The sequence below is a fragment of the Paraburkholderia sp. A3BS-1L genome, from assembly GCF_051125215.1.
Taxonomy (GTDB): Bacteria; Pseudomonadota; Gammaproteobacteria; order Burkholderiales; family Burkholderiaceae; genus Paraburkholderia.
Window position 1 is genome coordinate 2,987,914 of the sequence record NZ_CP120442.1, and the last position, 12,638, is coordinate 3,000,551.

11 protein-coding genes and 1 pseudogene are annotated in these 12,638 nt (G+C 66.6%); 4 read left to right on the forward strand and 8 right to left on the reverse strand.

Annotated features, from left to right (window positions below; genetic code table 11):
* Positions 1-46: 46 nt before the first annotated feature.
* Genes P5W99_RS13615 through pilM form a run of 4 tightly spaced genes read right to left on the reverse strand, consistent with a single transcriptional unit; the run spans position 47 to position 4,324 of the window.
* Positions 47-1,717, reverse strand: coding sequence for a type IV pilus secretin PilQ (locus tag P5W99_RS13615; protein WP_421024906.1), 1,671 nt, complete (start codon positions 1,715-1,717; stop codon positions 47-49).
* Complete coding sequence (locus P5W99_RS13620) at positions 1,714-2,610, reverse strand: hypothetical protein (protein ID WP_421024907.1); 897 nt, start codon at positions 2,608-2,610, stop codon at positions 1,714-1,716. Before P5W99_RS13620 ends, P5W99_RS13615 begins: the two co-directional genes overlap by 4 nt.
* Positions 2,607-3,305, reverse strand: coding sequence for a hypothetical protein (locus P5W99_RS13625; RefSeq protein WP_434661123.1), 699 nt, complete (start codon positions 3,303-3,305; stop codon positions 2,607-2,609). Before P5W99_RS13625 ends, P5W99_RS13620 begins: the two co-directional genes overlap by 4 nt.
* A complete protein-coding gene (gene pilM / locus P5W99_RS13630) occupies positions 3,302-4,324 on the reverse strand; it encodes a type IV pilus biogenesis protein PilM (RefSeq protein ID WP_421024909.1) in 1,023 nt (340 codons plus the stop codon). Before pilM ends, P5W99_RS13625 begins: the two co-directional genes overlap by 4 nt.
* A 326-nt stretch (positions 4,325-4,650) precedes the next feature.
* On the opposite strand from pilM, the gene P5W99_RS13635 reads away from it, so the two are divergent.
* On the forward strand, positions 4,651-7,137 hold the full coding sequence (locus P5W99_RS13635) for a penicillin-binding protein 1A (RefSeq protein WP_421024910.1): 2,487 nt from the start codon (positions 4,651-4,653) through the stop codon (positions 7,135-7,137).
* Between the two features lie 129 nt (positions 7,138-7,266).
* On the opposite strand, the gene cyaY is transcribed toward P5W99_RS13635, so the two are convergent.
* Positions 7,267-7,584: an iron donor protein CyaY gene (gene cyaY / locus P5W99_RS13640; protein ID WP_035531687.1), complete on the reverse strand. Its 318-nt coding sequence runs from the start codon at positions 7,582-7,584 to the stop codon at positions 7,267-7,269.
* 53 nt (positions 7,585-7,637) lie between these two features.
* On the opposite strand from cyaY, the pseudogene P5W99_RS13645 reads away from it, so the two are divergent.
* From P5W99_RS13645 to lysA, 3 genes and pseudogenes are all read left to right on the forward strand, one after another.
* Positions 7,638-7,745, forward strand: a pseudogene (locus P5W99_RS13645) (hypothetical protein); the annotation flags it as partial.
* Positions 7,746-7,766: 21 nt separating this feature from the next.
* Positions 7,767-8,030: a hypothetical protein gene (locus tag P5W99_RS13650; RefSeq protein ID WP_434662629.1), complete on the forward strand. Its 264-nt coding sequence runs from the start codon at positions 7,767-7,769 to the stop codon at positions 8,028-8,030.
* Between the two features lie 36 nt (positions 8,031-8,066).
* Complete coding sequence (gene lysA / locus P5W99_RS13655) at positions 8,067-9,350, forward strand: diaminopimelate decarboxylase (protein ID WP_421024911.1); 1,284 nt, start codon at positions 8,067-8,069, stop codon at positions 9,348-9,350.
* Between the two features lie 100 nt (positions 9,351-9,450).
* On the opposite strand, the gene msrQ is transcribed toward lysA, so the two are convergent.
* From msrQ to ccsB, 3 genes are all read right to left on the reverse strand, one after another.
* Positions 9,451-10,155: a protein-methionine-sulfoxide reductase heme-binding subunit MsrQ gene (gene msrQ / locus P5W99_RS13660; protein ID WP_421024912.1), complete on the reverse strand. Its 705-nt coding sequence runs from the start codon at positions 10,153-10,155 to the stop codon at positions 9,451-9,453.
* 14 nt (positions 10,156-10,169) lie between these two features.
* On the reverse strand, positions 10,170-11,171 hold the full coding sequence (gene msrP / locus P5W99_RS13665; RefSeq protein WP_434661126.1) for a protein-methionine-sulfoxide reductase catalytic subunit MsrP: 1,002 nt from the start codon (positions 11,169-11,171) through the stop codon (positions 10,170-10,172).
* A 215-nt stretch (positions 11,172-11,386) separates the two neighbouring features.
* Positions 11,387-12,622: a c-type cytochrome biogenesis protein CcsB gene (ccsB, locus tag P5W99_RS13670; RefSeq protein ID WP_421024914.1), complete on the reverse strand. Its 1,236-nt coding sequence runs from the start codon at positions 12,620-12,622 to the stop codon at positions 11,387-11,389.
* Positions 12,623-12,638 lie beyond the last annotated feature (16 nt).

Consider the following 12,638-nt stretch of genomic DNA (forward strand, 5'->3'; position numbering starts at 1 on the left):
CATTAATCTGAGACCAAACCCAGCATCTTACGCCCGCGCGCATCGTTCAATCTCCGCTGACCACGCGCGGCGTGATGAACACCACCAGTTCGCTGCGTCGGTCACGATGCGCGCGATGCGAAAAAAGCGCGCCCAATAACGGTATTTTGCCCAGGAGCGGCACCCGCGTCACATCGTCCCGGTCATCGGTCGCATCGATGCCGCCAATCGAGACCGTTCCGCCGTCCTCGATCTCCACCCGCGTCTGCACGTGCTTGGTGTGAATCGCCGGCCCTGCGGCGGTTTGCTCGCCCACGCTGTCCTTGGCCACGTCGAGATCGAGAATCACGCGGCCATCCGGCGTGATCTGCGGCTCGACCTCCAGCTTCAGCGTGGCGCGGCGAAATTGCACGCCCGAGACGCCCTGTCCGACTTTCGCCTGATACGGCAACTCGGTGCCCTGCTCGACGACAGCCTTGGTGCGGTCAGCGGTCACGACGCGTGGACTGGATACCACGCGCCCTCGCCCTTCGGCTTCTAGCGCGCTCAACTCGATGTCGAGCAGGCGGGTCGCGCGCGCGGCCAGCAGCGTGAGGCCGAGTTGGGCGGCGTCGAAACCGGAGAGCGGCCCTGCAGGCAAGTCGTAGACCGCGCCGACCGCATCGCCGTGCAGCCCGCGCGGGACGCCATCGGGATTGGTCGGATAGAGCCCGAGCCGCACGCCCAGCTCGCGCGACAGACCTTCGTCGCCTTCGACGATGCGCGCCTCGATCAGCACCTGGCGCGCGGGCGCATCGAGGCGCTGGATGAGCGGCGCGATCTGGTCGAGACGCGCCGGCAAATCCGTGATGAACAGCAGATTCGTGCGCGTGTCCGCCACGGCAGCGCCCCGCTTCGAGAGCGCGCGCTGCGTGCCCGAGCCGGTGAGGAGCCGGCGCAGGTCCTCGGCGCGCGCGTACTGAAGCTCGAACGTGCGGCTCGCAAGCGGCTCCAGTTCGGCGGCGCGCGCGTGCGCTTCGAATAGCTGCCGCTCACGCGCCGCCATGTCTGCCGCAGGCGCGACCCAGAGCACACGGCCTGTGCGCTCCATGGCGAGGCCGTTCGACACGAGCAGCAGATCGAATGCGGCACGCCATGGCACACGATCGAGCCGCAGCGTGACCTGGCCACGCACGCGCTCGCTCGCAACGATGTTCAGCTTCGTGAACTGCGCGAACGCGTGCAGCACAGCCGTGAGCTCCGCGCGCTGAAAATTGAGCGAAATCGGGCGATCGGGCGGCAGGCCATCATCGTCCGATGCTGCGCCGCTCAAGCGGGCAGGTGGACGCAGCGGCACGGGTGGCCCTTCGAGCGGTGGCGGCGCCTCGGGCGCAGCCGGCACTGCTGCACGCTGCGCTACTGGATCGCCGCCCTCACCCTCGGCAGCACCGGGTAGCGAAGCATTATCTGCGCCGTTTTCGGGCGCGAACGGATTCGCGACCCAGCCTGGCGGAGCAGCGGACTCCCCGCCCGTTCCGCCAGCACCGAGCGGTGGTTGTGGCGGCAGCGGCGGCGCCTCATAACGCGCCACCGGCGCGGCAGCCTGGCGCCACGCCGGCAGCGGTGGCGGCACAGCGCCCTGTGCGATGGGCACTGCCTGCGCCATCGATGCAAGCACGCAGCTCAGCCAATGGATCGTGAGGCGCTCCGGGGCCCGAAGCCGGCTTTCGTCAGAACACACCGATTGCCGGGATTTCATTTGGTGTCCTCCGCCCAGCCCAAGGTATGCGTCGCGCCATCGAGCGAGAGCACGATGCGCACCGGATCCACGCTCGACACCCGTGCGCCCGCAAGCGTGGCGCCGGTCTGCACGGCCACCGTGCCTTCGGCGGTTTCAACCAGTGCAACGGCTCGCCCGCGCTCCACCAGCATGCCGGACAAACGCATCGCAGCGTCGCCCTGTATCCCCGCAGCGCCCTGAACGCCGGGGAACCCACTTCCGAACGGATCGGCAAGCGTGCCGCCTTCGTCGCCATTGCGCACAAAGGCAGCAGCGGGCAGTCCGTCGAACACCTGCAGCACGGCCGAGATCGCGAGGCTGCCTCCGCTGCGCCTGACTGAGAGTTCGCTGGGCACCACAAGCTCGGGCAACGTCGCTAGTCCGCCGAGGAAGGCCGACAATTGCCCGAAGCTACCCAGCGCGACCAGCTTCGTCGTGCGGAACGCCGGTGCCGGGGCACTGCCCGAAGCCGCTGGCTCGAGCGCGATCAGCACGAGCCCGGCCTGCGCCGCGAGCTGCGAGATGCCGCGAATATCACCGGCGGCGCTGCCCTCGCGCTCGCGCTGCGGCCCGTCTTGCGCGTCGCGCTGCAAAGGCGGCAGGCGCGCCAGTGTTTGCCGCGCGCCCGCGAGTCGCGCATGGGCATCGGCAAGCGCTGATTGCGTCGCCTGCACGCCGCCCACGTCCAGGACCACACACGCGCCGCTCACCAGACACATAGCGAGCACACCAAGCACCGCAGCGACCACGGCGCGGCGCCGGCCGCTCCACGCGTGTATGGGCCGCCAGCCGCGCAAGCGCGTGGAGAACACGCCGCCGTGCGTGCTTTCGCGCCCAAACGGGCGGGCGCGCATCGCCAGCGCGGCCATCATTTCGCCTCCTTCGCGCTCACGCTACGCGCCGTGCTGGCCGCCTTCGCCGCCGCGCCTTTCCACATCAGCCGCACGGCCACACGAATCGGCGCACGGGCTGGCACCATGCCGCGCGACGCACCAGGCGGAACGCGCTCGCGCATGAGCCCAGGCTCCTGTGCACGCTTCAATTCGCGCACGTCGACGGCCTCGACTCCCGGGATCGCGTGCAGGCTTGCGAGCCATGCCGCGGCTGCCGCCTCGTCGGTCGCGCTTGCGTGCAACTCCGATTCTTCGGCGCGTTGCGCAAGCTGCTCGAGGGTCACGCCCACCGTGCGCGCCCCCGACAACGCATCTATGAGCGCAAACACGTGTGAAAGCGGCTTCGCCCGCTGCTGCGCTTCGGAACGCGCGGCGCGGCGCCTCTCGGCTTCGCGTTCGAGCTTGCGCGCAAGCTCCAGCGGCACCGCCAACCGTGCGAATTGTTGCTCTACCGCCTCGCTGCGCACCTCGATTCGCGTGCGCTCGAACATTTGCCATCCGGCTACGGCGCTGCCGCATGCACAGCCTACGGTCAACGCCGCCAGCCACTCGAACGCGCGGCGACGGCGCAAACGCCGCATCGCGGCGGGCCGCCATGGCAGCAAGTTGAATCCACCGCTCCACGCTCCCGGCACGGCGCTCTGCTCGCGCACGCTACCCGCTCGCAAGCTCATTCGCTCACCCCGCGCATGGCGAGGCCGAACGCGACGGCACACGACGGGTCGTGCAGCAGATTGGCGTCGAGTGGGTGTTCAATGTCTGCGAGCGGCGCGCACTCGAACGGCAGCACAGGAGTGCCGAGCACATCGCCGATATCGGCGAGCGAAAGATGCGCACCGTGCAGCAAGCCGAGGTCGCCGGCCACGAACGTGCAGCCGGTTTGCCCGTCGCCCGCCAGATCGCGCAGCGCTTCGACCAGATCGGCGTGCTCCAGCGCCGGAAAACGCATGGTTCGCACAACGGTCTCTTCGGCAACGAACCAGCCGTGCACGCCGTCCGCGCCGATCCACAACGCCACCCACGCCTCGTGCGGCGACAACTCGAACTCAGCGGCATGACGCATCGCGCGCAGTGCCGCATGCGCCTCGTCGTCTACGGCGCATAGCGTGACGCCCGCCATCGCCGCGCATTCGATGCGCGCCTCCAGATGGGCACGCGCCGTGGCCGCAATCGTCACCTGGGTTTCGTGCGCGGACGCTACGCCGCACTCCAGTGCAAGCGGGCCCACACGCCAATCCACCGCCAGCTCGGCGCGCTCGACACCCGACACGCGCTCCGCCTCGGCGAGCACGAGCGGCTCGAGCTCGGCGTAAAGGCCTGAAATGTCCGGCCGGTCCATCCCGCCGGTGCGGCTGCTCCCCTCCACAGACGCCAACCGCGAGAGCGGCATGGATGCCAGCAGCGTCGCGCCGGCGGGCAGCGCCATCGAGCAACGCAGAGTGGCCTGCGCACAAGCGGATGGCAGCGCGCCGAACACCTCCTGCAGCGCGCCTGCCAGCGCCTGACGATTGACGATCTCGGCGCCCGAGAGCGCCTCGCGCGCAAGCGGCGCACGGCCCAGCCATTCGATGCGCAACGGCCCGCCGCCGAACACCCGCTGACTCAGAACAACCAGCGTGACGCCACGCGCGCCCACATCGACGCCCGCAGCAAAGCGGCGCGCACCCAGCAACAGCGGATTGAGCAAGCTCATCGCATTCCTCCCATGTGCGTCGCGCCGCGAACCATTCGTGACGCGCTCAGGGGGAAATTGTGCGAAGCGGCGCTTGCCGCGCACACTCGTCCGGATGGCCAATCCGTGCATGCCGTGGCTTCGTGTCGACCGGTACAACCGAATACAACCGACTGCGACCGTCATACGATCTTCTCGCACATGCGAGACACGGCTAGAGTGCGTCTATGCCGCGTGGCCGTCCCGCTCGCCTCGCTCCCACCCGGCCTCGCCCATCCGGCGTAAGCATTCCGAAAGCGCGCCTGGGCAGGCGGCTATAATCGCGGGACTGTTTTTCCGGTGTCCGTATGCACGAAGCTCTGCCTCCCTCATCCGTTCCGCCGTCCACGCCGCCCGCGCCGCCCAAACGCAAGCGGCCGTGGTGGCTCAAGCTGCTCATCGGCACTGCCGTGCTGATCGTGGGCGCGGCCGCCAGTGCGGCGCTCGTGCTCGGCTATGCGCTCATCGTCGCTACCCCGAACCTGCCGTCGCTCGACGCGCTCACCGACTATCGGCCGAAGGTGCCGTTGCGCATCTATACGCGCGACCACGTGCTGATCGGCGAATTCGGCGAGGAACGGCGCGATATCGTCCATATCCAGGACGTGCCCGATAACCTCAAGAAAGCGATCCTCGCGATCGAAGACGCGCGCTTCTACGAGCACGGCGGCGTCGACCTCACGGGCATCGCGCGCGCGGGCTTCGTCGCGCTCACCAATGGCCACGCCTCGCAGGGCGCGAGCACGATCACCATGCAGGTGGCGCGCAACTTCTTCCTGTCGAGCGAGAAGACCTACACACGCAAGATCTACGAGATGCTGCTCGCCTACAAGATCGAGTCGAAGCTCTCCAAGGATCAGATTCTCGAGGTGTACATGAATCAGATCTATCTGGGACAGCGCGCCTACGGCTTCGCGAGCGCCGCGCGCGTGTACTTCGGAAAGGATCTGAAAGATCTCACGCTCGCCGAATGCGCGATGCTCGCGGGTCTGCCCAAGGCGCCCTCGGCGTACAACCCGGTCGTCAATCCGAAGCGCGCCAAGGTGCGCCAGGAGTACATCCTCGAGCGCATGCTGGAACTGCACTACATCACCCAGCAGCAATTCGATGCAGCCGCGCAGCAGCCGCTCGTCGTCAAGGGTGCGGGCAAGGAATTCAGCGTGCACGCCGAGTATGTAGCGGAGATGGTGCGCCAGATGATGTACGCCCAGTATCACGAAGAGGCGTACACGCGCGGACTGAGCGTCGTCACGACCATCGATTCGGCCGATCAGGATGTCGCCTATCGCGTGCTGCGCAAGGGCTTGCTCGATTACGAGCGGCGGCGCGGCTATCGCGGGCCCGAAGCGTTCATCGAACTGCCCGCCGACGCGGACGACCGCGAGCAGGCCATCGACGACGCGCTGCTCGAGCACCCCGACAACGGCGAGCTCGTCGCGGCCGTGGTCACCTCGGCGAGCCCGAAGCAGGTGCAGGCGACCCTCATGGACGGCAACACGGCCACCATCACCGGCGACGGCCTGCGCTTCGCGCAATACAACCTGAGCGCGCGCGCGCAGCCGAACCAGCGCATTCGCCCGGGCGCCATCATCCGTATCATGCGCAATAGCGCCGGACATAACGCCGCTAACAGCTCCGCAAACAGCGCGGGAAGCAGCGCCGGCGAATGGTCGATCACACAGTTGCCGCAGATTGAAGGCGCGTTCGTCTCGGTCGTGCCGCAAGACGGCGCGATCCGCGCCCTGGTGGGCGGCTTCGACTTCAACAAGAACAAGTTCAACCACGTCACCCAGGCATGGCGCCAGCCGGGCTCGAGCTTCAAGCCGTTCATCTATTCGGCCTCGCTTGACAAGGGGCTCGGGCCGGCCACCATCATCAACGACGCGCCGCTCTTCTTCAGCGCCGCCGAAACGGGCGGCCAGGCGTGGGAGCCGAAGAACTACGGCGGCGGCTTCGACGGCCCGATGACCATGCGCACCGCGCTCATGAAGTCGAAGAACCTCGTGTCGATCCGCATCCTCAACCACATCGGCACGAAGTACGCACAGCAATACATCACGCACTTCGGCTTCGACGCCGAGCGCCATCCCGCCTATCTGCCCATGGCGCTCGGCGCGGGTCTCGTCACGCCGCTGCAAATGGCGGGCGGGTATTCGGTGTTCGCCAACGGCGGCTATCGCGTGAATCCGTACCTGATCGCCGAAGTCACCGATCAGCGCGGCATGGTGGTCGCGCAGGCGCAGCCGCTCGTGGCAGGCCAGAACGCGCCGCGCGCGATCGACCCGCGCAACGCGTACATCATGAACAGCCTGCTGCAGAGCGTGGCCCAGCGCGGCACGGGCGCGAAGTCGAACGTCCTCAAGCGCACCGACCTCGGCGGCAAGACCGGCACGACCAACGACTCGCGCGACGCCTGGTTCGCGGGCTATCAGCACACGCTCGCGGCCATCGCATGGATCGGCTACGACAATCCGCGCAGCCTCGGCGACAAGGAAACCGGCGGCGGCCTCGCGCTGCCCGTGTGGATCGAATACATGCAGAAGGCGCTCAACGGCGTGCCCGAATACAAGATGCCGATGCCCGATGGCATCGTCACCCTCGGCGACGAGCTTTATTACGCCGACGCCACGCCGGGCCACGGCTTCGTCTCGACGGTCGGCATCAGCCAGGCCGCGCTCGACGCCCAGACGAGCGGCGCCGCGGGCATGGGCGGTCAGGCAGGCGCAGGTTCGGCGCCCGAGCAGGTCAACGCCAAGGAGAAGGAAGACATCATGAATCTGTTCCGCGGCCATTGAGCACGCTCAGCACCATGAAGAACGGGCACCCGAGGGTGCCCGTTTTCACGTTGAGCGCCTGACCACTTCGCCGCTCGACCGCTTCACCGCGAGATTCGCAGCGGCATTCAAAGCGGCATCATGGCGACGTCACGGCTTGAACGTGACAGGCTCGCCCGCCTGCTCGCTCGCGTAGGCCGTGAGCGCCGAAAAGAACTCAGTGCCCGTGCGTGTGTCGCGCCATTCGCCATCGATAAAACGATAATGAAAGCCGCCCGCTTTCGCCGCGATCCAGATCTCGCGCATCGGCGGCTGCAGATTCACGATGATCTTCGTGCGATTCTCGAATTCGAGTGTCAAAACGTTGCCGCTGCGCTCGAGTTCGATATCGGCCTCGGCCTCGTCGGCGACGCGCTCCACCGCCGCCAGCACGGCCTCCGCGCGGCTCAGGTAGTCACTATCTGGCATGCTAAACTCCACCGGTTAATCATTCAGGGACAATTATGCGTGTCAATTCCAGGATGCGCGCACCGGCATCCCGCGTATCGACGCCCCGCGTATCGACGCCCGGCGCAATTCTAGCTGCTTTCGCGATCGGCGCTGTAGCCGCGCTTTCGTTGGCAGGCTGCGGCCAGAGAGGGCCGCTCTACATGCCCACGGTGCCACCGCTCCCGCAGAAGCCGAATTTCGAGACGCAAACCGGCGACAACGCACGGCCGACGCCCGCCACCGTGCGGCCCGCATCGGGCATACCGGCGTCGGGCATACCGGCATCGGGCGCGCAAGCCGGCGAGCTTCCCGACACATCGGGCACGCCGCTTTCGCTGTCCCCGGATGCCGAACTCAAATCCGTGCCCGCCAGCGGCGCGCAGCCCGATTTGCAACCTGCTTCCGCCGCAACCCCGGTTCAGTAAGCCGCAAACCCGCACCGACTTCAATCAGACGCCCGCATGACCCAGCCCGCTTTTCATCGCGCCTTTCACCGTGACAACGGCACGCTCTTCGTCGAAGGCGTGTCCGCCGCCGACCTCGCCGCGCAGTACGGCACTCCACTCTACGTCTACTCGCGCGCGGCGCTCACTGCTGCATGGCACGCCTACGCCGACGCGTGCGCGGGCCGCCGCGCCACGGTGCACTTCGCAGTCAAGGCGAACAGCAACCTCGCGGTGCTCAACGTGTTCGCGCGCGAAGGCGCGGGCTTCGACATCGTCTCGGGCGGCGAACTCGCCCGTGTGCTGGCAGCGGGCGGCAAAGCGGCAAACACGGTGTTCTCGGGCGTGGGCAAGCATCCTGACGAAATGCGCTTGGCGCTGGAAGCAGGCGTGAAGTGCTTCAATGTCGAGTCGATTCCCGAGCTCGACCGTCTGAACGCCGTCGCTGGCGAACTGGGCAAGAAGGCGCCGGTTTCGCTGCGCGTGAACCCGGACGTCGACGCGAAGACGCATCCGTACATCTCCACGGGCCTGAAGTCGAACAAGTTCGGCGTCGCGTTCGACGAGGCGCGCGCGACCTACCGCGCGGCGGCAGCCATGCCGAATCTGGACGTGGTCGGCATCGACTGCCATATCGGCTCGCAGATCACCGAAGTCGCACCGTATCTCGACGCCATCGACAAGGTGCTCGAGCTCGTCGACCAGATCGAGTCGGATGGCGTGCACATCCATCACATCGACGTGGGCGGCGGCCTCGGCATTCGCTACGATGATGAAACACCGCCCGATGTCGGCGCATTCGTGCGCACCGTGCTCGATCGCATCGAGGCCCACGGGGCGAAGACCGGCAGGACCCGCGAGGTGTACTTCGAGCCGGGCCGCTCGCTGGTCGGCAATGCAGGCATCCTGCTCACGACCGTCGAATTCCTGAAGCCCGGTGTGGAGAAAAACTTCGCGATCGTCGACGCTGCGATGAACGATCTCGCGCGTCCAGCCATGTACGAGGCGTATCACGCCATCGAGCCGGTCACCGAGCGCGCTGACTCCGCGCAGACCTGGGACATCGTCGGCCCCGTGTGCGAGAGCGGGGACTGGCTCGGCCGTTCGCGCACGCTCGCGATCGAGGCCGGCGACGTGCTCGCGATCCGCTCGGCGGGCGCCTATGGCTTCGTGATGAGCTCCAACTACAACACGCGTCCGCGCGCGGCCGAAGTCCTGGTCGACGGCGCGCGCGCGCACGTCGCGCGCGAGCGCGAGACGGTGCAGCAACTGTTCGCCGGCGAGCATCTGCTGCCGGATTGAGCACCGTGTCGGGCGCAAAGTGCCGGCATTGAATGCAAAAAGCGACGCCTCTCGTGCGTCGCTTTTTTATTGCCCGCGCGAGGGAAAGCGAGACAAGCGGTTAGCGCGACGTCACCGGCCGCGTCTTCCAGCGCGCAAGCAGCCACGCGCCGATCCGCCAGCCGAGCAGCACGACCATAATCGCGCCATAGAGCTTCGGCAACGCGAGATCGTGCTTGCCCGCCTTCATCCACCAGAAGTGCAGGATCGCGAGCACGCCGATCGCGTACACCAGCCGGTGCAGCGTCTGCCAGCGACGCCCGAGCTTGCGCGCCATCGCGCGCGTCGAGGTGATGGCGAGCGGAATCAGCAATACGAACGCCGTGAAGCCCACCGTGATGAAGGGCCGCTTGCCGACGTCCTTGAGCATCGCGGCCACGTCAAACCACTTGTCGAACCAGATATAAGTGGTGAAATGCAGCGCGGCGTAAAAGAACGCGTAGAGCCCGAGCATGCGCCGAAAGCGTATCAGCGCATTGAAGCCCGTAAGGCGGCGCAACGGCGTGACCGCGAGCGTGATGCAAAGGAACACGAGCGTCCATAGGCCCGTCGAGCGCGTGATGAACTCGATCGGGTTCGCGCCGAGCCGGTCCGTGACGCCGAAGAACACCAGCCGCGCAAGCGGATACCACGCCGCGACGAACACCACGCCCTTGGCCCACGGCAGCCAGCGCGGACCGGTGGCCGCGGGCAACGCCCGCGCCGCGCGCGCGGTCGCCGCACCGGTGCGCGGAGAAACGGTCGTTGATTCCATCGGATGCTCCATTACCGTCTCTCGGCTCAGAAGTTCTTGCGCAGATCCATGCCCTGATACATCGACGCCACCAGATCGCCGTAACCGTTGAACATGAGCGTCTTGCGCTTGGGCGCGAAAAAACCGTCCTCGCCGATGCGCCGCTCCGTCGCCTGACTCCAGCGCGGGTGATCGACGTTCGGATTGACGTTCGAATAGAAGCCGTATTCGTTGGCGGCGTAAGTGTTCCAACTCGTGGGCGGCCGCTTTTCCACGAAGCGGATCTTCACGAGCGACTTCGCGCTCTTGAAACCGTACTTCCACGGCACCACCACGCGCAGCGGCGCACCATTCTGGTTCGGCAGCACCTGTCCGTAGAGCCCCACGGTGAGCAACGTGAGTGGGTTCATCGCCTCGTCCATGCGCAGTCCTTCGGAGTACGGCCAATCGAGGATCGGATCGGCGAGGCCGGGCATCTGCGAGCGGTCGGCGAGCGTGATGAACTGCACGTACTTCGCGTTGCCGGTGGGCTGCGCGCGGCGAATCAACTCCGCAAGCGACACGCCGATCCACGGAACCACAATCGACCAGCCCTCCACGCAGCGGTGCCTGTACACGCGCTCCTCGAGCGGCGCGAGCTTGAGAATCTCGTCGATGTCGTAGACTTTCGCGTTCTTCACCTCGCCCTCCACGCTCACCTTCCAGGGGCGCGGCCGCAGCGTATGCGCGTTTTCCGCCGGGTCGCCCTTGTCGGTGCCGAACTCGTAGAAGTTGTTATAGGTCGTGATGTCCTTGTAGGGCGTGACCTTGTCGAGCGCGACGAACTTCGTGTTGGTCTTCGCGGCCAGCTTGAGCGCCTTCGCATCCGGCGACGCGTATTCCGCGAACGCATCGCGCGCGCCGAACAGGCCCGCCACGCCGCCGAGCGCTGCCGCTCCGGCCGCCTGCAGCAAACGGCGGCGCTGTTCATACACCTTTTGCGGCGTGATCTCGCTCGCGGCAATGTCGTCGCCGTTGAGGATGATCCTGCTGCTGCGCTTGATCCACATGATGTTGCTCCTGTCGAATGGACCCACTCGGCCCCGCCGCGCCCGCGCGCCGTTGCGAGCCCTCCACTACCGGGCAAACGCACGCGATCCGCAATTCTTCCGCCCCGCAAATAAAAAACCGCCGGAGCGCGAGGCTTCCGACGGTTAGTTCGCTGGGCGGACGGCGGCGGTTACACCGTCCGCCAACATCATGTGCTCCCGGGCGTTACCGGGCGTTACAGCTTGCCGTAGCTGTGCAGGCCCGAGAGGAACATGTTCACGCCGAGGAACGCGAAGGTCGTGACGAGCAGGCCCGTTAGCGCCCACCACGCGGCCACGCCGCCGCGCAAGCCCTTCATGAGACGCATGTGGAGCCATGCCGCGTAGTTGAGCCACACGATCAGCGCCCACGTTTCCTTCGGGTCCCAGCTCCAGTAGCCGCCCCACGCCTGCGCCGCCCATAGCGCGCCAAGAATGGTCGCGATGGTGAAGAACGCAAAGCCGACCGCGATCGACTTGTACATGACGTCGTCGAGCACGTCGAGCGCGGGCAGGCGGTCCGCCAGCATGCCGCGCTCTTTCATGATGTAGGCCACGCCCACCATCGCCGAAAGCGCGAAGCTGCCGTAGCCGATGAAGTTCGCCGGCACGTGAATCTTCATCCACCAGCTTTGCAGCGCGGGCACGAGCGGCTGGATCTGCTGCGCGTCGCGCGAGATCGAGTACCACATCAGGAAGCCCACGGCCGCGCTGATCACGAGCAGCACGAATGCGCCGAGCGCGCGCGTGTTGTAGTGCTTTTCGTAATACAGATAGAACAGCGCCGTGATGAGGCTGAACAGCACGAACACTTCGTAGAGGTTCGAGATGGGAATATGGCCGACGTCGGCGCCGATCAGATACGACTCGTACCAGCGCACCATCAGGCCGACGAAGCCGATCAGCACCGCCGTCCACGTGAGCTTCGTGCCGATCGCGCCACCCGTGGGCGAGCGCGAAAGCAGACCGACCCAATAGAAGAACGTCGCTAGCACGAACAGCGCGCTCATCCACAGGATGGCCGACTGGCTCGACAGGAAGTACTTGAGGAAGAACGCCTGGTCGGCGCGCGCGAGGTCGCCCTGATAAATCTGGATCGCGCCGACCGACAGCACCGCAATGCCCGCCATCAACAGACGCGCCGGCTTCCAGCGCCAGCCCAGCACGACGAGCGCCGGCACCGTGCCGCACAGCACCAGCTTGTCGTAATAGTTCATGTGCGCGTGATAGCGCGACAGCGCGAAGCCCGCGCCCAACACCAGGGCCAGCGCGAACAGCCAGTCGAGTGCCGTGAGACGGCGCAGGAAGGAGCGTTCGTCGAAGAACGCGTCCGCGTGGGGATCGTGCGCAAGCGCCGCATCGTGCGGCGCAGCCGCTGCCGCGCGGTCGGCGCGGCGGGTTTGCGCGGAAGAAGTTACTTGAGTCAAGTCCATGGGCTTACCGGTGTCG